This is a genomic window from Rubellimicrobium thermophilum DSM 16684 (assembly GCF_000442315.1).
Classification (GTDB): Bacteria; Pseudomonadota; Alphaproteobacteria; order Rhodobacterales; family Rhodobacteraceae; genus Rubellimicrobium; species Rubellimicrobium thermophilum.
In genome coordinates this window covers 623,346-646,118 of sequence record NZ_KE557320.1, presented here as the reverse complement: position 1 = coordinate 646,118, position 22,773 = coordinate 623,346, and the positions used below count along the sequence as shown (strand labels likewise).

At 68.6% G+C, this 22,773-nt stretch carries 16 protein-coding genes and 5 pseudogenes; 8 read left to right on the top strand and 13 right to left on the bottom strand.

From position 1 onward, the window contains the following. Nucleotides 1-164 precede the first annotated feature (164 nt). Nucleotides 165-965: pseudogene (locus RUTHE_RS17385) on the top strand (NAD(P)-dependent oxidoreductase); the annotation flags it as partial. 198 nt (nt 966-1,163) lie between these two features. Here the strand turns inward: RUTHE_RS17385 and RUTHE_RS15910 are convergent. Beyond that, nucleotides 1,164-1,443, bottom strand: a pseudogene (locus RUTHE_RS15910) (usg protein). Nucleotides 1,444-1,628: 185 nt separating this feature from the next. Here RUTHE_RS15910 and gyrA point away from each other — a divergent pair. From gyrA to gluQRS, 5 genes and pseudogenes are all read left to right on the top strand, one after another. Then, nucleotides 1,629-4,364, top strand: a complete 2,736-nt coding sequence (gyrA, locus tag RUTHE_RS04070; protein WP_021097021.1) for a DNA gyrase subunit A — start codon at nt 1,629-1,631, stop codon at nt 4,362-4,364. A 146-nt stretch (nt 4,365-4,510) separates the two neighbouring features. Continuing rightward, nucleotides 4,511-5,224 (top strand): porin, encoded by a 714-nt coding sequence (locus RUTHE_RS04065; protein WP_021097020.1) that lies wholly within the window; start codon nt 4,511-4,513, stop codon nt 5,222-5,224. Between the two features lie 58 nt (nt 5,225-5,282). Next, on the top strand, nt 5,283-5,633 hold the full coding sequence (locus RUTHE_RS04060) for a DUF6614 family protein (protein WP_021097019.1): 351 nt from the start codon (nt 5,283-5,285) through the stop codon (nt 5,631-5,633). Nucleotides 5,634-5,682: 49 nt separating this feature from the next. After that, nucleotides 5,683-7,040 (top strand): annotated as a pseudogene (gene trmFO, locus RUTHE_RS04055) (methylenetetrahydrofolate--tRNA-(uracil(54)-C(5))-methyltransferase (FADH(2)-oxidizing) TrmFO). Next, nucleotides 7,037-7,879, top strand: coding sequence for a tRNA glutamyl-Q(34) synthetase GluQRS (gluQRS, locus tag RUTHE_RS04050; RefSeq protein WP_021097016.1), 843 nt, complete (start codon nt 7,037-7,039; stop codon nt 7,877-7,879). Before trmFO ends, gluQRS begins: the two are co-directional and overlap by 4 nt. Here the strand turns inward: gluQRS and hisI are convergent. Further along, nucleotides 7,874-8,206: a phosphoribosyl-AMP cyclohydrolase gene (gene hisI / locus RUTHE_RS04045; RefSeq protein WP_021097015.1), complete on the bottom strand. Its 333-nt coding sequence runs from the start codon at nt 8,204-8,206 to the stop codon at nt 7,874-7,876. The two genes, gluQRS and hisI, sit on opposite strands and share 6 nt — an antisense overlap. Nucleotides 8,207-8,276: 70 nt before the next feature. On the opposite strand from hisI, the gene RUTHE_RS04040 reads away from it, so the two are divergent. After that, nucleotides 8,277-8,738, top strand: coding sequence for an iron-sulfur cluster assembly scaffold protein (locus tag RUTHE_RS04040; protein WP_021097014.1), 462 nt, complete (start codon nt 8,277-8,279; stop codon nt 8,736-8,738). Nucleotides 8,739-9,314: 576 nt separating this feature from the next. Here the strand turns inward: RUTHE_RS04040 and recG are convergent. From recG to sciP, 4 genes and pseudogenes are all read right to left on the bottom strand, one after another. Further along, a pseudogene (recG, locus tag RUTHE_RS04035) lies at nt 9,315-11,383 on the bottom strand (ATP-dependent DNA helicase RecG). A 27-nt stretch (nt 11,384-11,410) separates the two neighbouring features. Beyond that, the gene (ligA, locus tag RUTHE_RS04030) at nt 11,411-13,711 is read right to left on the bottom strand and encodes an NAD-dependent DNA ligase LigA (protein ID WP_021097011.1); all 2,301 of its coding nucleotides are present in this window, start codon (nt 13,709-13,711) and stop codon (nt 11,411-11,413) included. 110 nt (nt 13,712-13,821) lie between these two features. Then, the gene (gene ctrA / locus RUTHE_RS04025) at nt 13,822-14,541 is read right to left on the bottom strand and encodes a response regulator transcription factor CtrA (RefSeq protein ID WP_021097010.1); all 720 of its coding nucleotides are present in this window, start codon (nt 14,539-14,541) and stop codon (nt 13,822-13,824) included. 68 nt (nt 14,542-14,609) lie between these two features. After that, nucleotides 14,610-14,912, bottom strand: a complete 303-nt coding sequence (gene sciP / locus RUTHE_RS04020) for a CtrA inhibitor SciP (protein ID WP_021097009.1) — start codon at nt 14,910-14,912, stop codon at nt 14,610-14,612. A 144-nt stretch (nt 14,913-15,056) separates the two neighbouring features. Here sciP and mnmA point away from each other — a divergent pair, with 144 nt between their 5' ends. After that, a complete protein-coding gene (gene mnmA, locus RUTHE_RS04015; RefSeq protein ID WP_021097008.1) occupies nt 15,057-16,199 on the top strand; it encodes a tRNA 2-thiouridine(34) synthase MnmA in 1,143 nt (380 codons plus the stop codon). On the opposite strand, the pseudogene lpxB reads toward mnmA, so the two are convergent. The 7 genes and pseudogenes from lpxB to RUTHE_RS17970 form a co-directional block, all read right to left on the bottom strand. Beyond that, nucleotides 16,196-17,345, bottom strand: a pseudogene (lpxB, locus tag RUTHE_RS04010) (lipid-A-disaccharide synthase). The gene mnmA and the pseudogene lpxB sit on opposite strands and share 4 nt — an antisense overlap. 10 nt (nt 17,346-17,355) lie before the next feature. After that, nucleotides 17,356-18,159, bottom strand: a complete 804-nt coding sequence (locus RUTHE_RS04005; protein WP_021097006.1) for an LpxI family protein — start codon at nt 18,157-18,159, stop codon at nt 17,356-17,358. Further along, complete coding sequence (gene lpxA, locus RUTHE_RS04000; RefSeq protein WP_021097005.1) at nt 18,156-18,932, bottom strand: acyl-ACP--UDP-N-acetylglucosamine O-acyltransferase; 777 nt, start codon at nt 18,930-18,932, stop codon at nt 18,156-18,158. The genes RUTHE_RS04005 and lpxA overlap by 4 nt, the downstream gene beginning before the upstream one ends. Beyond that, nucleotides 18,932-19,435: a 3-hydroxyacyl-ACP dehydratase FabZ gene (gene fabZ / locus RUTHE_RS03995; protein ID WP_021097004.1), complete on the bottom strand. Its 504-nt coding sequence runs from the start codon at nt 19,433-19,435 to the stop codon at nt 18,932-18,934. The genes lpxA and fabZ overlap by 1 nt, the downstream gene beginning before the upstream one ends. 86 nt (nt 19,436-19,521) lie before the next feature. Further along, the gene (locus tag RUTHE_RS03990; RefSeq protein ID WP_021097003.1) at nt 19,522-20,160 is read right to left on the bottom strand and encodes an OmpH/Skp family outer membrane protein; all 639 of its coding nucleotides are present in this window, start codon (nt 20,158-20,160) and stop codon (nt 19,522-19,524) included. After that, nucleotides 20,160-22,463 (bottom strand): outer membrane protein assembly factor BamA, encoded by a 2,304-nt coding sequence (gene bamA, locus RUTHE_RS03985; protein ID WP_483826386.1) that lies wholly within the window; start codon nt 22,461-22,463, stop codon nt 20,160-20,162. Before bamA ends, RUTHE_RS03990 begins: the two co-directional genes overlap by 1 nt. 122 nt (nt 22,464-22,585) lie before the next feature. Further along, nucleotides 22,586-22,714, bottom strand: a complete 129-nt coding sequence (locus tag RUTHE_RS17970) for a hypothetical protein (RefSeq protein WP_281167456.1) — start codon at nt 22,712-22,714, stop codon at nt 22,586-22,588. Between the last annotated feature and the right edge of the window lie 59 nt (nt 22,715-22,773).

The window sequence follows — 22,773 nt, the reverse complement described above, 5'->3', positions numbered from 1 at the left end:
TGCGACAGTCATGACGGCCCCTCCCTTCTGAAAAGGCTGCGGATGAATCGGCGGGCGAATCGCGGATTGCACCGCCCTGCCCCTGTCATCGCATGAAAAGGTTAAGAAACCGTTGACGACAGCCGCCCCCATGGCCGGTCTGTCCTTTCCCGCGCCGTGCCCTCATGATCCCCGCCGAGGAACAGAGGGAGGATGGCATGGCCGAGCGGGTCGGGTTCGTGGGCGTGGGGCTCATGGGGCATGGGATGGCCCACAACATCCTGACCAAGGGGCATCCCCTGACGGTGATCGCGCATCGGCGGCGCGAGGCGGTGAACGACCTCGTGGCCAGGGGCGCGCATGAGGCCGCAACCCTGACCGAGCTGGCCGAGCGATCCGATGTGGTGGTGCTCTGTCTGACCGGCTCGCCCCAGGTCGAGGAGACGGTCGGCGGCCTGCTTCCCGGCCTGCGGTCAGGCGAATCGCTGGTGATCGACTGTTCCACCTCGGATCCGGTCTCCACCGACCGACTGGGCGCGATGCTGCGGGCACGCGGGATCGGCCTGGTCGATGCGCCGCTCTCGCGCACGCCGAAGGAGGCCTGGGAGGGCACGCTGGACGTGATGATGGGGGCCGAGGACCGCGACCTGGCCCGTGCCGAGAGGATCCTGCGCCTCTTTGCCGCGCGGATCCTGCATGTCGGCGGGCCGGGGGCCGGGCACCGGATGAAGCTGATCAACAATTTCATCAGCCTCGGCTATGGCGCACTCTATGCCGAGGCGCTGGCCCTTGCGCGCAAGGCGGGAATCGGTGTCGCCGCCTTCGATTCGGTGATCCGCGACGGGCGGATGGATTGCGCCTTCTACCGGACCTTCATGGGCTATGCCCTGGAGGGGAACCGCGAGGCGCACCGTTTCACCCTGTCGAATGCAGCCAAGGACCTGCGCTATCTGGAGGCGATGGCGAACGCGGCAGGCGTGCCCACGACCCTCGCCAGTGCGGTGAAGAACAGCTATGTCGAGGCCGTTGCCGCAGGGCGGCGGGGGGCCGGAGGATTATGTGCCCCATCTGGTGGATTTCGTCGCGCGGCGAAGCGGGGCCTGAGGCGCGCCAGCCCTGGTGACCGCGCCGCCCCCCGCCTCGGGGCGCGGGGGACGGAGCAGAGCCGGCCTGCCGGCGCGCCCCTAGTGGTAGCGGAACTCTCCCACCACATTCGTCCAGCGGCCCGGGAGAGATCATCCGGCGATGCGTGAAGCGGACGGAATGCAGCGGCCCCTCGATCTCGCGCTGCCAGAATTCGATGAACTCGAACAGGCGGGGATGATCGGGGGCGATGTCGTAGTCCTGCCAGATGAAGCTGTTGAGGACGTTGCGGTAATCGGGCATGCGATAGAAGAACTCGGCCGTGGTCAGGCCATAGCCCTTGAGCATCAGCTCCGTCTCGGAGGTCGGTCTCGGTGTCATGGGCCTCTCCCTGGGGATGGGGGACTCGATGACCCCATTCCAGCATGATTTCCTTGACAATCAATGAAAACAGTTTGTTATCAGTCGTTCCTGATTGCTGACAGCAGCCGCGGCGGCACCATTGCGCCCATATGCAGGGGGCTTATATAGGGGTCATCCCCCATATCTTGAGCAGGCTCCCCCAGATGAGCGACCGGCCGGACACACCCCAGGCGCCCGATGCGAAGACCCCGCACGGGCCGACCGTGTCGATCGAGCAGGAGATGAAGACCTCCTACCTCGACTACGCGATGAGCGTGATCGTCAGCCGGGCGATTCCCGACATCCGCGACGGGCTCAAGCCCGTGCACCGGCGGATTCTCTATGCCATGCACGAGACGGGGAACACGCATGACAAGCCCTATCGCAAGAGCGCGCGCCCCGTCGGCGACGTGATGGGGAAATACCATCCCCATGGCGACAGCGCGATCTACGAGGCGCTGGTGCGGATGGCGCAGGATTTCTCGATGTCGCTGCCGCTGCTCGACGGGCAGGGCAATTTCGGCTCCATGGATGGCGATCCGGCCGCCGCGATGCGCTATACCGAGGTCCGCATGGGCCGGCCGGCGGCCTTCATGCTCGCCGACATCGACAAGGACACGGTCGATTTCCAGGACAATTACGACGGCAAGGACCGCGAACCCACCGTCCTGCCGGCGCGCTTCCCGAACATGCTGGTCAACGGGGCAGGCGGCATCGCCGTGGGGATGGCGACCAACATCCCACCCCACAATCTCGGCGAGGTGATCGATGCGACGCTGGCCCTGATCGCGGACCCGGACCTGACATCCGAGGATCTGATCCAGCATGTGCCGGGGCCGGATTTCCCGACGGGGGGGCTGCTGCTTGGCCGCTCCGGGGCGCGCAAGGCCTATCTGGAGGGGCGCGGATCGGTGACGATCCGGGCCCGGACCCATTTCGAGGAGATCCGCGGGCGCAGTGCCATCGTCGTGGACGAGATCCCCTATCAGGTCAACAAGTCGGCGATGATCGATCGCATCGCCGAAGCCGTGCGCGAGAAGCGCATCGAGGGCATCGCCCATGTCCAGGACGAGAGCGACCGGCAGGGCGTGCGCGTCGTCATCGAACTCAAGCGGGATGCGACGCCGGATGTGGTGCTGAACCAGCTCTACCGCTTCACGCCGATGCAGACGAGCTTCGGCTGCAACATGCTGGCGCTCAATGGCGGGCGGCCCGAGACGATGACCCTGCGGGGGTTCCTGACCGCCTTCCTCGCCTTCCGCGAGGAGGTCGTGGCACGCCGCACCGCCTTCGAGCTGCGCAAGGCCCGCGAAAGGGCGCATATCCTGTGCGGTCTGGCCGTGGCCGTGTCGAATGTCGATGAGGTGGTCGCCACGATCCGCTCCTCGGCCGATGCGGCAGAGGCCCGCTCGAGGCTGATGGAGCGGCGCTGGCCCGCCCAGGACATCGCCCCCTATATCCGCCTCATCGACGATCCCCTGCATCCGCTCAACACGGACGGCACCTACAACCTGTCCGAGGAACAGGCGAAGGCCATCCTCGATCTGCGGCTCCAGCGGCTCACGCAGCTCGGCGTGCGCGAGGTGACCGACGAGCTCGAGACGCTGGCGGCGAAGATCGGCGACTATCTCGCCATCCTCGCCTCGCGCGAGCGGATCATGGGGATCATCGCCGACGAACTGCGCGAGGTGCGCGACCTCTTCGCCGTCCCGCGGCGGACCGAGATCGTGGAGTGGGAAGGCGATCTCGAGGACGAGGACCTGATCGAGCGCGAGGACATGGTCGTCACCGTGACCCAGGGCGGCTGGATCAAGCGCACCCCGCTTTCGGAATTCCGGGCCCAGCGGCGCGGCGGCAAGGGGCTGACCTCCATGCAGACCAAGGAAGAGGACGTGGTCACGCGCCTCTTCGTGGCGAATACCCACACGCCGCTGCTGTTCTTCACCACCGACGGCATGGTCTACAAGCTCAAGTGCTGGCGGCTGCCGCTGGCCGGGCGGACCTCCAAGGGCAAGGCCCTTGTCAACCTGCTGCCCATCGCCCAGGGCGTGACGGTGGCGGCCATCGTCCCCGTCGACCGCCCCGAGGACCACTGGGACGAGTTGCAGATCGTCTTTGCCACATCCACCGGCGATGTGCGGCGCAACGCCCTGTCGGATTTCGTGAATGTCATGCGCAACGGCAAGATCGCCATGAAGCTCGAGGGGCAGACCCGCCTCGTCAATGCGGCGATCTGCTCGAAGGAGGATGACATCCTCCTCGTGACCGATCACGGGCGGGCGATCCGCTTTGCCGCGACGGAGGTGCGCGTCTTCAAGGGGCGCGATTCGACCGGTGTGCGCGGCATCCGCCTCCAGGACGAGACGGATCACGTCGTCAGCATGGCCGTCATCCGCCATTTCGAGGCCACGCCCGAGGAACGCGCAGCCTATATCAAGATGCGCCGCGCCATCATGGGCGACACCGAGACCGAGGATCCCGAATCCGCCAACCCCGAGGAGGAGGAGGCCGTGACCGCCGGCGTCATCTCTCAGGACCGCTATGCCGAGATGTCCGCCGCCGAGGAGCTGATCCTGTTCGTCACCTCACGCGGGATGGGCAAGCTGACATCGGCCCATGACTATCCGGTCCGGGGCCGCGGCGGTCAGGGCGTGCGGGCCATGGATCTGAGCGAACGGCGCGGGCGCGATGTGGGCCGTATCGTGGCCGCCTTCCCTGTCGATCCCGCCGATCAGGTGATGCTGGTCACGGAAGGGGGTCAGTCGATCCGCGTGCCGGTGGAAGGGATCCCCTTCCGGTCGCGCAATGCGGGCGGGGTCCGGGTCTTCGATACCGGCGGGGACGAGGTCGTGTCCGTCGCCAAGGTGGCCGAACAGTCCGAGGAGGGGGCCGAGGGCTGAGCCCCCCTCCCGCCCGCCAGACAGGCCCCGGCGGGGAACCGCCCACTTCGGGGGCACAGGCTTGCGTCGCTGGGTCCTTCGGACCACACTGGCCCCATGACGAAAGTGCGGCCGGTCAAGGCTGCCGTGGAGATGAGGGCACGAGCATGACGCACGCATTGCGCACCGGGGCGGTGGCAGTTCTGGTCAGCCTTGCGGCGGGAACCGCCAGCGCACAGGGCTTTTCGGGGGCCGAGGTCTCTACCGGCATCCTCGCATTCGCGGACGATCTCGACCTTGGCGAGATCCGCTATCGCGGCGCCTTGGAATTCGGGATCGGCCCCGGTTTCGGCGTCGCTGCGGACCTGTCCTATCACGGCTGGCGGGGGCTGGACATGGACGGGCGCAATGTGACGATCCATGGCCTCTGGGATGGACTGGGCTTTGCGACGGTCGGTGCCTATCTCGCCCGCGACAGTTTCGAGAACGACTCCGCGAATGGTCTGGGCCTCGAGGCCGCCGGCGATTTCGGCGGCCTTGCGGCGCAGGCCGCAATCGGCATGGTGGACGGCGAGGGCGATCGCGCGACGCTTCTGCTGGCCGAGGGGCGTTTCGATCTGGCCGGCATGATGCCGGTCGACGGGCTGGCCGCGACAGCACGTTTCGGTCGGCTGGGGGGAGAGGCGGATGCCACGCGCATCGGGCTGGGGGCGGAATACAGCCTGGGCTTCGGCCCCACCTTCTATGGCGAACTGGGTCATCTCTCCTCGGACGGAGAGGGCGAAACCTATCTGAGCCTTGGCGCTCGGGTCGGCATCGGGGCGAAGGGAGGGACAACCTTCGGCTCGCGGGGGATCCTCGAGGTCATCCCCGGCTTCTGACATCAACCGAATCGCAAGGAATCCATGCTCTCCTGCCAGAGGAAGACGGGAGAGCCGGATGAATCTCTATCACTGCATGATCGAGTTGCGGGATGGCGCGAAGGCCCTGGCCTTCGCCGGTGCCTGCGAAGCCTGGATGGAACGACTGCGGGCCCGTGGCGCGATCCGATCCTGGCGGCTGCTGCGGCGCAAGTTCGGGCTGGCCGCCGGGCCGCATCCGGATTTCCTGCTCGAGATCGAGGTGGACGGCATGGCCCAGCTCGACGGCGCCTTCGCCGCCCTTGCCGATGCGGATGACGAAGGCGAACGCCTCTATGACCGGATGCATCAGATGATCGCGCGGGCAGAGGCCGGCCTCTATCGCCCCTACCCCGACCCTACCCAGCGCGAGCGGATCGCGCTGATCTGATCCCGCGCCGCGCTTCCCTCGGGGGGGCGGAGGGGGCTACATGCGGGGCATGACCGAACCCGTCCACATCATCGGCGGCGGCATGGCCGGGGTGGAGGCCGCCTGGGCCTGCGCCCGTGCCGGCGTGCCCGCCGTCATCCACGAAATGCGACCCAAGGTCGGCACCTTTGCCCACCGCACGGGCCTTCTGGCCGAGATGGTCTGCTCCAACTCCTTCCGGTCGGACGATGACGAACACAACGCCGTCGGCCTTCTGCACTGGGAGATGCGGGCCGCCGGCAGCCTGGTGATGGAGATGGCTGCCCGTCACCGCCTGCCGGCCGGAGGGGCCCTGGCCGTGGACCGCGAGGGTTTTGCCCAAGCTGTCACCGCGGCGGTGCGGGCCCATCCGCTCATCACCGTGATCGAGGAGGAGATCACGGCGCTGCCCGACAGCGGACGCTGGATCGTGGCCACGGGGCCGCTTACCTCCGGGGCGCTGGCCGAGGACATCCGCAAGGTCACGGGGGCCGAGCAGCTCGCCTTCTTCGACGCGATCGCCCCCATCGTCCATGCCGACACGATCGACATGAGCATCTGCTGGCGCCAGTCCCGCTATGACAAGGGCGAGACCGAGGAGGAACGCACCGCCTACATCAACTGTCCCCTCACGCGCGAGGAGTATGAGCGTTTCGTCGATGCCCTTCTCGCCGCCGAGAAGACCCCCTTCCGCGAGGGCGAGACAGCCGGCTATTTCGACGGTTGCCTGCCCATCGAGGTGATGGCCGAACGCGGGCGCGACACGCTCCGCCACGGGCCGATGAAGCCCGTGGGCCTGACCAATCCGCATCGCCCGCAGGAGAAGCCCCATGCCGTCGTCCAGCTTCGCCGCGACAACGCGCTGGGCACGCTCTACAACATGGTGGGCTTCCAGACGAAGATGAAGCATGGCGCGCAGGTGGAGGTGTTCCGCCTCATCCCCGGGCTGGAGAATGCCGCCTTCGCCCGGCTGGGGGGCATCCACCGCAACACCTTCATCAACTCGCCCAGCCTGCTTGATGGGGCGATGCGTCTGCGCCTGCGGCCCTGGCTGCGCTTTGCCGGGCAGATCACGGGGGTCGAGGGGTATGTCGAATCGGCCGCCATGGGGATGCTGGCCGGGCGTCTGGCTGCAGCGGAGGCGAAGGGCGAAACCCTGCCCCCCGTCCCCCGACCACGGCCGTCGGCGCCCTGCTGAACCACATCACGGGCGGGGCGGATGCGCGGACCTTCCAGCCGATGAACGTCAATTTCGGCCTCTTCCCGCCCCTGGAGGAGGCCCGCGGCGGACGGCGGGGCCGCGCGGACCGCTACAAGGGCTATACCGATCGCGCCAAGGCGGACTGGACGGCCTGGCTGGCGGGCAGCGTGGCACGGGCGGCGGAGTGAGAACGCGCTTCGCCCCCTCTCCCACCGGACCGCTGCATCTCGGCCATGCCTTCGCGGCGATCCTGGCCCATGACATGGCACGGAAGGCAGGCGGCCGCTTCCTGCTACGCTGGGAGGATATCGACCGCCAGCGCTCCCGCCCCGAATGGGAGGCCCTGGCAGAGGAGGATCTGCGCTGGCTCGGCCTGTCCTGGGATGAACCGCCGCTGCACCAGTCCGCGCGGCTGACACTCTATCGCGAGGCGCTGGGACGACTCTGGGCGCGGGGGCTGCTCTATCCCTGTCGCTGCCTGCGGCGTGACATCCTGGCTGCGGCGAGCGCCCCGCAGGAGGGGGCGCCGCTGATCGGGCCGGACGGTGTGGTCTATCCCGGCACATGCCGCGGAGAACCCCGGACGGGTCCGCTGCCGGAGGGGGTTGCCCTGCGGCTCGACATGGCGCGCGCGATCGAGGGAATCGCAGCGGAAGCGGAATGGGAAGAGACCGGAACCCTGCCGGGCCGACAGCGTCTCGACCCAGCCTGGATGCTGCGAACGGTGGGGGATGTCGTCCTGGCGCGGCGGGATTTCGGAACCGCCTATCACCTGGCTGTTGTCGTGGACGATGCGGCGCAGGGTATCACCCATGTCACCCGGGGCGAGGATTTGCGCGACGCGACCCCCATTCATGTCCTGCTCCAGCACCTGCTGGGGCTGCCCACACCCGTCTATCACCATCACCGCCTGATCCGGGACAAGACCGGGCGGCGCCTGGCCAAGCGCGAGGATGCAAGGGCAATACGCCGCTTCCGCGAGGACGGCGCGACGCCGCAGGACATCCGTCGGATGGTCGGCCTATAGCCCCTCCGGACCCATCGCCTGGAAGAAGCAGCTCCGCGCGCCGGTATGGCAGGCCGGTCCGGTCTGATCCACAAGGAGCAGCAGCGCATCGGCATCGCAATCGGCCCGCATCGAGACAAGGCGCTGGCGATGGCCCGATGTCTCTCCCTTGATCCAGAAGGCCCCGCGCGAGCGGGACCAGTAGGTGACATCCCCCGTGTCCAGGGTGCGACGCACCGCCTCTTCGTTCATCCAGGCGAGCATCAGCACCTCTCCCGTCGCATGATCCTGCGCGATGGCAGGAATCAGCCCTCTGTCGTCATAGCGGAGCGCGGCGGGATCGAGCATCGGCAGGCCTTTCCATTGGCAAGCGGCACAAGCAGGCCTATCTAGGATCGGCCGGCAGCAGAGGCCAGCCATGTCCGACCGCGATCTGCTCCATCTCTATTCCCAGCGCCTGCTGGCGCTGGCGGCGGATGTGCCGCGAATCGGCCGGCTTGCCGCACCGGACGGAGCGGCGAGACGGCGTTCGCCCCTCTGCGGATCCACGGTTTCGGTGGAGGTGCGGATGGAAGGAGACCGCATCGCCGATTTCGCGCAGGAAGTGCGCGCCTGTGCGCTGGGCCAGGCGGCGGCGGCCGTCGTCGGTGGGGTCGCCGTCGGTCGCACGGTCGAAGAGGTGCGGCAGGGGCGCGACGGCCTGCGGGCCATGCTGAAGGACGGCGCGCCCCCGCCCTCCGCGCCCTGGGACGGCTTCGAGGCGCTGCTGCCCGCGCGGGATCATCCGAACCGCCATGCCTCGGTCATGTTGGCGATCGAGGCCACGCTCGAGGCCGTGGAAGCAGCGCTGGGCCAGCCCCGCGCGGCCAAGGAAGGCTGACAGGCCGCCGGACGGACGGGGGGGCCGGAGGGCCGGAGGGGCGGGGGCGAGCGGAGGCAGGCGGGCGGGACGGACGTCGAAGCCCGGGAGGCCCGGCCGGAAAGCCGCGCGCCAGCATGCACGGGACCGGCGATCGGGATGGACCCGCGAAAGGCCGACCGGAAAGAAAAGGGCCGCCGGCCCGATGAGGCACGGCGGACCAAGTGCGCGATCCCGCACGGGACTCCGGCCACCGCAACCGCATCCCCGGGGGCAGACCGGGGGCGGGCGATCCCTGCGGGACAGAGGCAGGGGCGGTGCCGGCACGGGAGCGCGAGGCAGGGGTCAGAAGATCGCAGGGAGGTAGAGGGCCGCAACGAGAAGCGCCACCAGCGAGACAAGGCCGACTGCATCGGCAACCATGAGGGAGATCGGGAGACGGTCCATCCTGTTCCTCACCTGATCGTTCTTCGTTGCTATATTGTTCTCACAATGAGGACAGCAGGTCAAGAACTTTGTGTGAACATCGTGCGTGGCCTGCGCGTCAACCGGATCCTTGAGATTGCCGGGGCAGGACGGGCCATGAGCGCCCTGCCCTCACCCCACGCCGATCAGGCGAATCGCCTTGTCCTGCTCCATGAGCCACAGCAGGAGCCTTGCCGCCTGTCCGCGCGGGCTCTCGAGCCGGGGATCCTCCTGAAGCAGCTTGCGGGCATCGCTGCGGGCCAGGGCCATGAGAGCGGACTGCCGCTCCAGATCGGCGATGCGAAAACGCGGAAGGCCGGATTGCGCCGTGCCGATCACATCGCCTGCCCCGCGGATGGCCAGGTCCTCCTCGGCGAGGCGGAAACCGTCTTCGGTCTCGCGCAGAAGGGTCAGGCGCCGCCGGGCCGTCTCGCCCAGGGGGGGCGTGTAGAGCAGGATGCAGGTCGATTCGGCGCTGCCCCGCCCGACGCGCCCGCGAAGCTGATGAAGCTGGGCCAGCCCGAACCGCTCGGCCTGCTCGATGACCATGATCGTCGCTTCGGGCACGTTCACGCCCACCTCGATCACCGTCGTCGCCACGAGGATGCGGGTCTTCCCGCTGGCGAAATCGGCCATCGCGGCATCCTTCTCCGCCGGTGACATCCGTCCATGGACCAGCCCCGTCGCCCCGCCGAAAAGCGCGTGCAAACTGCGGAAGCGTTCTTCGGCGGCGGTGAGGTCGGTCTGCTCGGAGTCCTCCACGAGGGGGCAGACCCAGTAGGCGCGGCGTCCCTCGGCCAGAGCGCGGCGGAGCCTCTCCATCACCTCGTCAAGACGGGCCGCGGAGACCAGGGCGGTCCGGATCGGCCGGCGCCCTGGCGGCTTTTCGTCCAGCACGGACAGATCCATGTCGCCATACTGGGTCAGGGCGAGCGATCGGGGGATGGGGGTTGCCGTCATCACGAGGACATCGGTCCGGTGCCCCTTGCGCCCCAGCTCCATCCGCTGGGCGACGCCGAAGCGATGCTGTTCGTCCACGACCGCAAGGCGCAGGTCGCGGAAGGCGACATCCTCCTGGAACAGGGCATGCGTGCCGATGAGGATGTCGATCTCTCCCCGTGCCAGCGATCCGAGCTTGGCCGCCCGCTGGGCCCCCTTGTCCCGGCCCGTCAGGATCCCGATGCGGACCCCCGCCGTCGCGGCCAGCGGCTGCAGGGCATCATGATGCTGCTGGGCCAGGATCCCCGTCGGCGCCATCAGCGCCCCCTGCCCCCCCGCCTCGACGGCAATCAGCAGCGCCAGAAAGGCCACGAGCGTCTTGCCGGCCCCCACATCGCCCTGAAGCAGACGGTTCATCCGCTGGGGCGCGGCCATGTCGGCTTCGATCTCGGTGAGGGCGCGGATCTGCGCGGCGGTCGGGGCATAGGGCAGCGCGGCGAGCACGCGCCCCCGCAGCCGGCCATCGCCCCGCGTCGGCTGGCCGGGCATGCGGCGACGCATGGCCCGGGCCAGGGCCAGGGTGAGCTGATGGGCCAGCAGTTCATCATAGGCGAGGCGGCGGCGCGCCGGAGCCTCGGGGCGCAGATCGGCTTCGCCTTGCGGTTCATGCGCGGCCTGCAGCGCCGCGCGCCAGCGGGGCCAGCCCTCCCGAGCCAGCAGGGCGGGGTCGATCCATTCGGGCAGATCGGGGGCGAGGGCCAGCGCCGCGCGCATGGCCCGCGCCATCGTCTTCTGCGTGAGACCGGCGGAGAGGGGATAGACGGGCTCGAAGGGGGGGATGCCGGGGGCCTCCTCCTCGGGCAGGATCAGATCGGGATGGACCATGCGGGCGATGCCATCGAACACCTCCACCCGGCCCGAGACGATCCGCCGGCTTCCCGGCGGCAGGGCACGGGCGGGCCAGTCGGCCGTGCCGTGGAAGAACACGATCTGAAAGCTTGTCTGCGCGTCGCGGACGGTGACGACATGGGGGCGCCCCTTCCGCGCAGGCGGGCGATGGCGTTCAACCGTCACCGCCACGGTGACCGTGGCCGGCAGGGCGACCCCCGCAGCGAGGGGCGAAGCCTCCGGTCCACGCCCCCCGAAGGCAGCGTCATCAGCAGATCGCGCGGCCTGTCCAGACCCGCCCGGCTAAAGCTGCGGGCCGTTCGGGGGCCGATCCCCTTCAGCCCTTCGAGCGGTGCGAAGAGGGGCCAGAGGATCTCCGGCCGTCCCTCCCGGGGGGGGGGTCATGCGTCCCCGATCAGGGCGAGCCAGTCATCCTCGCCGATGACGCGCACGCCCAGACGCTCGGCCTCGCGGCGCTTGGAGCCCGCACCGGGGCCGGCAACCAGCAGATCGGTTCTGGCGGACACGGATGTCGCAACCCTGGCCCCCAGCGCCTGGGCCCTGGCCTTGGCCTCGTCACGGGTCATCCGTTCGAGCGTGCCGGTGAAGACCACCGTCTTGCCGGCGAGCGGGCTGGCCTCAGCAGGCCGTGCGGGCGGGAGGATGGTGAGATGGGGGATGAGCCGCTCGATGGCGGCGCGCTCGATCGGGCTGGCAAAGGCGTCGGAGAGGGAGAGAGCCACAGCCGGACCGATCCCGTCCACCTGCACGATCTCGTCCCAGGCCTCCCGCGCTTCGGCGGGGACGCCCTGCCAAGGGGCAGCGCGGATGGCCATGATGCGGGGGCGGCGGCCTTCCCTTGCGGCGCGGAGGCGCTCGGCCGCCTCCGCCTCATCAGCGGCACGATGGGCCAGGGCCGCAGGGCGGGAGCGATCGAGCGCGCGGACCAGTGCCTCCCACGACTCCATGCGGCGGGCCAGATCGCGTGCCGCCACCTCGCCCACATGGCGGATACCGAGGGCAAAGATAAGCCGTTCGAGAGGGATGCGCCGCCTTTCCTCGATGGCGCGGAAGAGGTTGCGCGCGCTCGTCTCCCCATAGCCGGGGCGGTCCCTGAGCCGCTGGGGATTGGCGGCATCCCGGGCCTCGAGCGTGAAGATGTCGGCCGGCTCGCGGATGGGAAGGAGCGGATCGTCGAAGAACATCTCGATCTGTTTCTCGCCGAGGCCCTCGATATCGAAGGCCTTGCGGGAGACAAAATGCTTGAGCTTCTCCACCGCCTGGGCAGGGCATGCATGGCCACCTGTGCAGCGGCGGGCGGCATCGCCTGCCTCGCGCACGGCCTCGGCGCCGCAGCGGGGACAGACCGTCGGAAAGACGAAGGGGACGGCATCGACCGGACGACGTGCCAGATCGACATCCACGATCTGCGGGATCACATCGCCCGCCCGGCGGATCTGCACCCAGTCGCCGATGCGGATATCCTTGCCGCCGCGGATCGGCTCTCCCTTCGCGTTGCGGCCGGCGATGTAATCCTCGTTGTGGAGCGTCGCGTTCGAGACGACCACGCCGCCCACGGTCACCGGATGCAGCCGGGCCAGCGGGGCCAGCGTTCCCGTGCGCCCCACATTGATGTCGATCGCCAGAAGGCGCGTCCAAGCCGTCTCGGCCGGGAACTTGTGCGCGATCGCCCAGCGGGGCGTGGTGGAACGGAAGCCCAGACGATGCTGCAGCGCCAGATCGTCCACCTTGTACACGACCCCGTCGATGTCGTAGCCGAGCGATGTGCGCCGCCGATCGAGATCGAAGTAGTGCTCAAGCGCTTCGTCGATCCCGGCACAGCGGCGGGCATCGGGATTCACCGCCAGGCCGAAGGCGGAAAGCCGGCCCAGCGCATCCCATTGCGTCGCGGCCAGCGGCTCGCTCACCTCGCCCCAGGAATAGGCGAAGAAGCGCAGCGGCCTTGCGGCGGTGATCGCGGGATCGAGCTGACGCAGCGACCCGGCGGCCGCATTGCGGGGATTGGCGAAGGGCTGCCCCCCCTCTTCCGTCACGCGGGCATTGAGGGCCGCGAAGTCATCATGCCGCATGTAGACTTCGCCCCGGATCTCGATCACGGCGGGAGGAGACCCCGCAAGACGCCGGGGAATATCGGCCACCGTCAGGGCGTTCTGCGTCACGTCTTCGCCCGTCTCGCCATTGCCGCGCGTGGCGGCCTGCACCAGCTCGCCCCCCTCGTAGCGGAGCGACAGCGACAGACCGTCGATCTTCGGCTCGGCCACATAGGCAAGCGGTTTGTCGGCCGGAAGGCCCAGAAAGCGACGGATGCGGGCATCGAACTCCTGCGCCGCACGCCGTTCCCACCCGATGCGGGCCGCCTCCTCGAGACCGGAAGGGGCGATCTCCAGATTCTCGAGCGACAGCATCGGAACGCGGTGCCGGACCTGGCCGAACCCTTCGGCGGGGGCATAGCCGACCCTGCCGGTCGGGCTGTCGGGATGCCGCAGGGCCGGAAACCGCCCCTCGATGGCGATCAGACGGCGCTTGAGCGCATCATAGTCGGCATCCGACATCACCGGCGCATCGTCGCGGTAATAGGCCGCATCGGCAGCCTCTACCAGGGCAGCGAGGCGCGCCGCCTCCTGCGCGGCTTCGGCCGCGGTCAGCTCCTCCACCGGTCTGTCCTGCCCTGACCCGTCCATCGCCCGACCTCGATCCGACACCGGGCGAGAGATACGGGAGCCGCGCGCGAGGTGCCAGCCTTCTGTCCGGGCTGCGGAACGATCCCACCTGTCCGACGATGCCGCGCCGCTCAGGCGCCGACGGCCAGACGTTCCGCATGCTGACGGGCGACAGGCTCGGGATCGCGCAGGACATAGCCGCGGCCCCAGACCGTCTCGATATAGCTGTCGCCGCCGGTGGCCATCGCAAGCTTCTTGCGCAGCTTGCAGATGAAGACGTCGATGATCTTCAGCTCCGGCTCGTCCATGCCGCCATAGAGATGATTGAGGAACATCTCCTTGGTCAGCGTCGTGCCCTTGCGCAGCGAGAGCAGCTCCAGGATCTGGTATTCCTTGCTGGTCAGATGGATGGCGCTGCCCGCCACCTCGACCGTCTTGGTATCGAGATTGACTGTCAGCCGACCGGTGCGGATGACCGACTGGCTGTGCCCCTTGGACCGGCGGATGATCGCGTGAATCCGGGCGATCAACTCCTCCCGGTGGAAGGGCTTGGTCATGTAGTCATCCGCGCCGAAGCCGAATCCCCTAAGCTTGCTTTCGGTCGCATCGTCGCCAGACAGGATGAGGATCGGCGTTTCCACCCGGGCGAGGCGGAGCTGGCGCAGCACCTCATGCCCCGGCATGTCGGGAAGGTTCAGATCGAGCAGGATCAGGTCATAATCGTAGAGCTTGGCCAGATCGATGCCCTCCTCCCCCAGATCGGTGGCATAGACGTTCAGGTTGGCATGCGTGAGCATCAGTTCGATGCTGCGCGAGGTGGTCGGATCGTCTTCGACGAGGAGGATTCGCATCCCAGGTTCTCCTGTTCTTCGAGCCTTGCGCCAGCCTTAGCGCCAAAAGGTTAACAACACGTTACCGTTTAAGAAGACGAACCGTTTTCTACTTCAAGTTGTCTATAGCGTTGCAGCCATGTCGTCCGCAGACCCCCCACGCCATGGCGTTCGACCGCCCGCTCCCATTCGGACAGCTCCTCCTCGCTGAGCGCATAGGTCTCCAGCGCAAAGCTGCGGGAGATCAGACCGCAAGCCACCGCCTTGACGACGGCCGCCTTGCGCGAGGCGACCCAGCGGCGCGTATCAGGCGGCGGCAGATCCGCCCGCGTCATCGTCGTTCCATCGGGCAACGCCACCGCGCGCGGCCCCTCGACCTTGCGAAGATACATCGCGCATCCCTTCGTGCTGTCATCCGGCTCATGGGTCATGCTGAAGGCAGATTGCGCAGGACATCCTTAAGATCGGGTGAATATCGGCCTTGTGAACGCAGGGCATTTTATCTAAATGCCCCTGCCCCAAGCCCGGAGGCGCGCATGCCCCTCGACCCCGCCCTCAACTCGCTCGGCTTCGCCAAGGCGCCCGCAGAAACCCGCGTCGTCGTCGCCATGTCCGGCGGCGTCGATTCGTCGGTCGTGGCCGCGATGCTGAAGGAGGAAGGCTATGATGTCGTGGGGGTGACGCTGCAGCTCTATGACCACGGGGCAGCACTGGCCCGGAAGGGCGCCTGCTGCGCTGGCCGCGACATTCATGATGCCCGGCGCGTCGCCGAACGGATGGGCTTTCCCCATTACGTTCTCGACTACGAATCCGTCTTCCGGGAAGCCGTGATCGAGGAATTCGCCGACAGCTATCTCGGCGGCGCTACCCCCGTGCCCTGCATCCGCTGCAACGAGCGGGTGAAGTTCCGCGACCTGATGGAGGTCGCCCGCGACCTGGGCGCAGACTGCATGGCCACGGGGCATTACATCCGCCGCGAAACCGGCCCTCACGGCGCCGAGCTGCACCGTGCCGCAGATCCGTCACGGGACCAGAGCTATTTCCTCTTCTCCACCACGCGCGAACAGCTCGACTATCTGCGGTTTCCGCTGGGGGGATTCGCCTCCAAGGCGGAAACGCGGGCCCTGGCCGCGCAGCATGGCCTTCCCGTTGCCGACAAGCCCGATTCGCAGGACATCTGCTTTGTCCCGTCGGGCAACTATGCCGCCGTGATCGAGAAGCTGCGTCCCGGCGCCGCCGAGCCGGGCGAGATCGTCCATCTCGATGGGCGGGTGCTCGGGCGACATGACGGCGTGCTGCGCTATACGGTGGGGCAGAGACGCGGCCTCGGCATCGGCGGGCTCGAAGAGCCGCTCTTCGTCATCCGGCTCGATGCGGAGCGCAGGCAGGTGATCGTCGGCCCGCGCGAGGCCCTGCTCACACGGAGCATCCGCCTGCGCGAGGTGAACTGGCTCGGCGACGGGCCGCTGGACGGCGAGCGCGAGATCCTGGCGCGCGTCCGCTCCACCCGCGAGCCCGTGCCCGCCCTGCTGCGCCCCGCCGGGCCTGACGCAGAGGTGGAGCTGCTCTCTCCCGAGGAAGGGGTTGCACCGGGTCAGGCCTGCGTCTTCTACGCGACCGAGGGCACGCGCGTCCTGGGCGGAGGCTGGATCGCCGGGACGGTCCGGGCGGCCGGCTAGAGCCGGGACAGGATCGCCCGGGCCGCGCGCAGTCCGGGCGCTTCGCCACCCCGGCCCAGCCGTTCCATGGTGAGCTGCATCGCCTCGGCCTGCGCCTGCGGAGTCTCGAGCAGGGCCAGAAGCGCCTGCGCCATCGGCCCGGGCCGGCAGGCCGGACCCAGGAATTCCGGCACGCTCCGCGTTCCGCTGACGATATTGACAAGCGTCACCGTATCCATGAGCGCCATGCGCCTCATGATCTGCCAGGTCAGCCAGGAGAAGTCGTAGCCCACCACCATGGGCGTGCCGGCGGCAGCGAGCTCGAGCGTGACGGTGCCCGAGGCCGCAAGGGCCGCATCGGCCGCCCGAAAGGCCGCACGGCGCACGCTGCGGGCAAAGGGATCGGTGCGGGGCGCCAGGACCAGAGGCCGCAGGGGCCATTCCGCGACGGCCTCGCCCACCAGCGATTCCATCCCCGGCGCAACGGGAAGGACGGCGCGCAGATCCGGCCTCTGCCGCGCGGCAAGGGCAAGCGCCTCGCCGAATCGCGGGGGCAAGGCGCTGGACCTCGGAGCGCCGCGAACCGGGCAGGACCAGGATCAGGGGCCTCCCGGTCAGGCCGAAGGCCGAGCGGAAGGCGCGCGCCTCCTCTTCGGTGGCGACGGGCTCGGCCGCGGCGGGATGGCCGACGAAATCGCAGGGAATGCCCTGGGCCTCCCACAGCGGCGGCTCGAAGGGAAACAGGGCCAGGAGGTGATCCGTGACGCCCCGCAGCCTGCGCGCGCGGCCGGGCCGCCAGGCCCAGATCGTGGGGGCAACATAGTGGACGCAGCGGATCGGCGCCCCGGCCCGCTTGACCGCACGGGCGACACGGAGGCCGAAATCGGGGCTGTCGATGGTCAGCAGCACATCCGGTCGGGTCTCGAGGACGGCGGCGATGGTCTCGGCAAGGCGGCGGCGGAGGAGACGATAGCGGGGCAGGATTTCCGCCAGGCCCATCACGGTCAGATCCGACATCGGAAAGCGGCTGCGGAGCCCCTGCCCGGCCATCTCGGGGCCGCCGATGCCATCGAAGGCGATCCCGGGGCAGAGGCTGCGCAACCCCTCCATCACCGCCCCGCCGAGCCGATCGCCCGACGGTTCGCCTGCCACGAGGAACAGCCTCACCGGAGCCCCCTCACGGGCCCGGCTCACGAACCCACAGGACGATGCCGGCGGCATCGGCATGGGCAACGGCAATCTCGCGGTTGAGCATCATGACGCCTCCTGCCTCGATGACGACGGCGGCGATCCCGGCCTCTCGCGCGCGGTCGATGGTAGCCGGTCCGATGACGGGAAGATCGGCGCGGCGATCCTGGCAGCGCTTGGGCGCCTTGTAGAACACGGCCCCTTCGGCCTGACCGCGGAGCGAGCGCAGCATCCAGTCCGTGCCGGGAGCCGCCTCGACCGCCAGCACCTGGCCATCGCGGACGACAAGGCCCTGACCGATATCGGCAGGGGCGATGATGCGATGGACGGCTTCGGCCCGCAGCACATCGGCTTCATGGCTCCGCGCGGGCCGGGCGACGCTGAGAACCCCGGCAGGGGGCAGCAGCGAGGGGGCAAGTTCATGCGCCGCCCGCACGGCCAGGCCCATTTCTTCCAGGAGCGCGATCAGGGCACGCAGGGCGCCGTCATCCCCCTCGCGCATGGCGGCGGCGATCCGGGGCATCAGGGGCAGGGTCGCAGCATCGATCCGCGACGGATCCACGCGCGGCCGGCTGACCGCCCCGACAAGACAGGCCTCGGTCACGCCCATGGCGACCAGCCGCTCCAGCAGCGTGCCCAGATGCTCGATGCGGAAGGCGATCTGATCGCCCGGCAGGTCGCCCTCCGGATCATGGTCCACAAGGCGGCAGATGACCACGGGGCGCCCCTGCGCACGCAGCGCACTGGCGACGCTGTAGGTCAGCGGATCCGGATTGCCGATCAGCGCGATCATCGCGGGGCAAGGAACTGGCGGCCCGATTCCGCCATCAGGAATGCGGCCATCTCGCGCACGAGAGGAGAGGGATCCTCGCGCAGAACCCCGGCCCGTTCGGCCAGCGTGCCTTCGCCGTCGCGCAGCCGGTCATAGGCCGCCCGCAGCGCCGCGATCTCCTCCCGCGGAAGACCCCTGCGACGCAGTCCGACGAGATTGAGACCCTCCAGCACACCCCGCGGGCCCTGCACGAGTCCGTAGGGAATCACATCATGCGTCACCATGGTCAGCGCACCGATCATCGCCCCCCGGCCGATGCGGACAAACTGATGCACACCGGCCAGCCCTCCGATGCGCACATCGTCGCCCACAACGCAATGGCCGGCGAGCGCCGCCGAATTGGCCATGATGACCCCGTTGCCGACCCGGCAGTCATGGGCGACGTGACTGCCGGCCATGTAGAGCCCATCATCGCCGATCACCGTCTCTCCGCCCCCCCCGGCAGTGCCCGGATGCATGGTCACATGTTCGCGGATGCGGTTGTTGCGGCCGATGCGAAGCCGCGTCCGCTCTCCGGCATATTTCAGGTCCTGCGGGATCTCACCCAGAACGGCAAAGGGAAAGACGACCGTGCCGGCGCCGATCTCGGTCCGGCCCTGGACAACGACATGCGATTTCAGGACCACCCCCGCGCCCAGAGACACCTCGGGCCCGACGACGCAGAAGGGGCCGATCTCCACATCCGTGTCGAGCTGCGCCTCCGGATCGACGACGGCGGTCGGGTGGATGCGCATCAGACAGCCTTCATGTCGAGCATGGCCATGAACTCCGCCTCGGCGGCCAGCTCGCCCTCCACGCTGGCAACGCCGCGGAACCGCCAGACCCGGGCGCCCGGCTTGCCCCGCAGTGTCGTCACATCCATCACCAGCCGGTCACCCGGGACGACCTTGCGCCGGAACTTCGCATTGTCGATGGACATGAAGTAGATCAGCAGGTTCCCCCCCGTCAGCCCGAGCGAGGCCCCGACCATGACGGCCGCCGTCTGGGCCATGGCCTCGATGATGGTGACACCGGGCATGATGGGTTCGCCGGGGAAATGCCCCTGGAAATGGGGCTCGTTCATGGTGACGTTCTTGATGCCCTGCGCGCTGCGGATCCCATCGATCCGAAGGACGCGGTCCACGAGAAGGAAGGGATAGCGATGGGGCAGGATACGCTGGATGAGCTGGATATCGGCCTCGGTCACGGGGCCCTGATCCGGCGCCGCATTGTCCTGCACCGTTGCGTCCTGCGTCATCCCTCTCTCCCATGTCACCATCCGGGCGCGGCCTGCCTAGCAACAGCCCCCCCGTCCCGCAAGGCGACCCCTTCCGTCACTCGCCGTCACTCGGCCGCGGCGCCCCCGGACGCTGCCCCGTCCGTCCTCTCTGCCGCGGCCGGTGCCGGCGCGCCGGCCCCCTCCGGGGGCACGCGGCCATCACCCATCTCCGCGTCGATCGCGGCCACCGCGTCATCGGTGATGTCCCACAAGGCCCACGCTGAGGAAGACATCCCGCCGTTCGATGACGACCACGGCCCCCGTTCGATCATCAGCCGCACCAGAACCGGCGTCACGGCCGCCAGAAAGCGCTGCCGTTCCTCGTCGAAGGCGGCCTGAAGGGCGGCCTCCTTGGCGTCCTGTTCGGCGCGGATCCGCTGGACATCCGCATCGAAGGCATCCGCCTCGGCGCGGAAGGCCTCCGGGTCCATGGTCGGGCGCCGTTCGGTCAGGCTGCGCTCCCGCGCCGTCAACTCGGCGGTCAGGCGTTCGTTCTCGGCCTGGAGCGCGGCGCCCCGCCGGCGCAGATCCTCGTTCACGCGCTGACCGAAGAGCGTCTCGGCGAAAAGGCGCTCGACATCGATCGTCAGGACAGGGCTCTGGATCCGCCGCGGCGCTGGGGCCGCATCCTGCGCCTGCGCGGCGACACCCCCCGGCAGCATCGCCGCAAGCGCAAGGGCGAAGACGGCAGCCAGGGCACGCATCAGAACCGGGTGGAGACGGTGATGTCGAAATTGTTCGGACGGTCGAATTCCTCCACATCGATGGGACGGCTGAAGTTGAAGCGCAGCGGTCCGATCGGCGTGGTCCAGAACAGCGACAGGCCGGCGACGGTGCGGGGCGTGAAGTCGTTGTAGAGGACGCGGTCCTCGGGCACGCCCCGCAGATCCCCCACATCCCAGACCGAGCCGTAATCGATGAAGGCCCCGCCGGAGAAGCCGTATTCCTCGGGCAGGAAGAGGGGGAACTCGGCCTCGAGCCGCAGGACGGCAAAGGCATTGCCGCCCAGCGCATCATCGGTGTCCGCATCGCGCGGGCCGATGCCGCCCCGTTCGAAGCCGCGCATCACCCGCGAGCCGAGGAAGAAGCGGTCGGTCACGCGGCTGGCTCCCTCGGAATAGTCGAGCAATCCGCCTTCCAGCGTGGCGCGCAGGGTCACTTCCTCGGCCAGGATGCGGGTCTCGGCCGAGGCCAGAGCCCTGGTGCGGATGAAGCTGCTGTCGCCGAAGCCGAATTCCTGCCCGAAGCGGAAGAAGAAGCGGGTCGGCGTCTCGAGATTGTCGCGCCGCGTGTCGAAACTGTAGGTGTAGCCCAGAGCGTTGGTCAGGACCCCGCCTTCGGCCGCCTCGGCCTTGATGATGTCGGAGGCCTCATCGTCCACATTGGTGATGTCGCTGTAGTCGAGGGCATAGAGCAGCTCGAGCCGGCCGCGCTCGCTCACCGGGAAGGTGAGCGAGGGCGAGAAGCGGAACACGTCGGTATCATAGAGCGCGCTGGCGCGCTGGGTGGTGCGGTAGAGCAGGTCGATGGAGGCCGCAACATCGCGGCCGAGGAACTGGGGTTCGGTGAAGTCGAAGCTGAAAAGCTGGTTGTCCCGGCCCCATTGCAGCTCGAAGGCGAGATCCTGCCCGCGGCCGAGGAAATTCCGCTCGGACAGGCTTGCCAGCAGGGCGGGGCCGTAATCGGTCGAGTAGTTGGCGCCGAAGGAGAGCGAACCGGTGGGCTGTTCCTCGACATTGACATCGATGATGACCTGATCGGGTCCGCTGCCCTGACGGGCCTCGACCTCGGCATCCACGAAATAACCCAGCGCGCGGATGCGGTTGGCGCTTTCGCGGATCTCGCGCGGGTTGAAGGGGTCTCCCTCCACGGTGCGGAACTGGGAGCGGATCACGCGATCCAGCGTGGTCCGGTTCCCCTCGATGTCGATGCGTTCGACGAAGATGCGCGCTCCGGGGACGAGGGCATATTCGACAGCCAGGAGAAGGTTGCGGTCATCGCGGGTGATCCGCGGTTCCACCCGCAGGAAGGGGATGCCCTGACGGATGGCGAGATTCTCGATCCGGGCGATGTCGTTCTCGATCAGCAGGGGGGAATAGACCTGGCCGGGCCGGGTGCGGACGACCTGGCGGAACAGCGCGGGGTCGGCCTCGGGGATGGCGGAGGTGACGGTCACCTCGCCAAAGCGGAACTGCTGGCCTTCCTCCACCGTGAAGGTGATGAGATAGGCGTCCCTCTCGCGGGTCAGGTTCACATCGACCGAGGTCACGCGGGCATCGGCATGGCCGCGGGAGCGGTAGAAATCGGTCAGGGCCTGGCGGTCGAAGGCGATCCGGTCGGCCACGAAGGTGTCGGCCCGGATGATCTGGCGCAGCAGGCCGGCCTGGCGCGTCTCGAGCACGCCGCGCAGGCGGCGGTCCCCGAAGGCGCGGTTGCCGACGAAGGAGATGCGCTCCACCTCCGTGATGCCGCCTTCGGCGATCTGGAACACCAGATCCACGCGGTTGTCCGGATGGCGGATGATCGCCGGGACGACCACGGCATTGATGCGGCCCCTTTCGGCATAGGCGCGGGCGATCGCCTCGGCATCCTGTTCGGCCTGGGTGGGAGAGAAGACACGCCGCTCCACGGAGCCGACGAGAGCCGAAAGGGCCTCGTCGCGGATGGCGGAATTGCCCTCGAAACTGATGCGGTTGATCGTCGGCCATTCGACGACACGCACCAGCAGGGTGGATCCCTGGGGGATGACCTCGACGGTCTCGAACAGGCCGGAGGCGCGCAGCTGCTGGGCGGCGGCGTTCAGTTCGCCTGCCGTGACCGTCTGCCCCCGCGAGATTCCGAGGCGGGCCAGGATGGTCGATTCCTCGATCCGCTGGTTCCCCTCGACCCGGACAGCGCCGAAGCTGAACGACTGCGCCCCCAGCGGAGGCGCCACAAGGAGAGCCGCCGCCAGAACGGACATGCGCAGACCCGCTGCGCGCCACGCGCCCCTGCGTGATCCCCTCATCATCACCGCCCGCCCGTTGAACCCATTGCCCCCAAGCGGTAGCGGCTGAGCGCGGGCTTGTCAAAAGCCGAAGGCCCCTCGCCGTCCCCCCGCGCCCGGCCGCAGACGGCGCTGCGCGGCGATCAGCCCATGCTCATGCCCAGGGTGCCCACATAGATCCCGGCGCAGAGCGCAAAGAGGACCGTCAGGCCATACAGGACCAGGTCCCCGTTGAGCTTCATCAGGAGCCCCAGGCCCCGCGAATGATTCATGATCGCGTTCATGGCATCCCTCCGTGCCGTCATGTCTGGCCGGGGAATGCGGCAGCAAT

Bases quoted from the DNA above. Each gene is read 5' to 3' on its own strand.
- gyrA (WP_021097021.1), top strand. From the start codon at position 1,629: ATGAGCGACCGGCCGGACACACCCCAGGCGCCCGATGCGAAGACCCCG.
- RUTHE_RS04065 (WP_021097020.1), top strand. From the start codon at position 4,511: ATGACGCACGCATTGCGCACCGGGGCGGTGGCAGTTCTGGTCAGCCTT.
- RUTHE_RS04060 (WP_021097019.1), top strand. From the start codon at position 5,283: ATGAATCTCTATCACTGCATGATCGAGTTGCGGGATGGCGCGAAGGCC.
- hisI (WP_021097015.1), bottom strand. From the start codon at position 8,206: ATGCTCGATCCCGCCGCGCTCCGCTATGACGACAGAGGGCTGATTCCT.
- RUTHE_RS04040 (WP_021097014.1), top strand. From the start codon at position 8,277: ATGTCCGACCGCGATCTGCTCCATCTCTATTCCCAGCGCCTGCTGGCG.
- ligA (WP_021097011.1), bottom strand. From the start codon at position 13,711: ATGGACGGGTCAGGGCAGGACAGACCGGTGGAGGAGCTGACCGCGGCC.
- ctrA (WP_021097010.1), bottom strand. From the start codon at position 14,541: ATGCGAATCCTCCTCGTCGAAGACGATCCGACCACCTCGCGCAGCATC.
- sciP (WP_021097009.1), bottom strand. From the start codon at position 14,912: ATGTATCTTCGCAAGGTCGAGGGGCCGCGCGCGGTGGCGTTGCCCGAT.
- mnmA (WP_021097008.1), top strand. From the start codon at position 15,057: ATGCCCCTCGACCCCGCCCTCAACTCGCTCGGCTTCGCCAAGGCGCCC.
- RUTHE_RS04005 (WP_021097006.1), bottom strand. From the start codon at position 18,159: ATGATCGCGCTGATCGGCAATCCGGATCCGCTGACCTACAGCGTCGCC.
- lpxA (WP_021097005.1), bottom strand. From the start codon at position 18,932: ATGCGCATCCACCCGACCGCCGTCGTCGATCCGGAGGCGCAGCTCGAC.
- fabZ (WP_021097004.1), bottom strand. From the start codon at position 19,435: ATGACGCAGGACGCAACGGTGCAGGACAATGCGGCGCCGGATCAGGGC.
- RUTHE_RS03990 (WP_021097003.1), bottom strand. From the start codon at position 20,160: ATGCGTGCCCTGGCTGCCGTCTTCGCCCTTGCGCTTGCGGCGATGCTG.
- bamA (WP_483826386.1), bottom strand. From the start codon at position 22,463: ATGAGGGGATCACGCAGGGGCGCGTGGCGCGCAGCGGGTCTGCGCATG.
- RUTHE_RS17970 (WP_281167456.1), bottom strand. From the start codon at position 22,714: ATGAATCATTCGCGGGGCCTGGGGCTCCTGATGAAGCTCAACGGGGAC.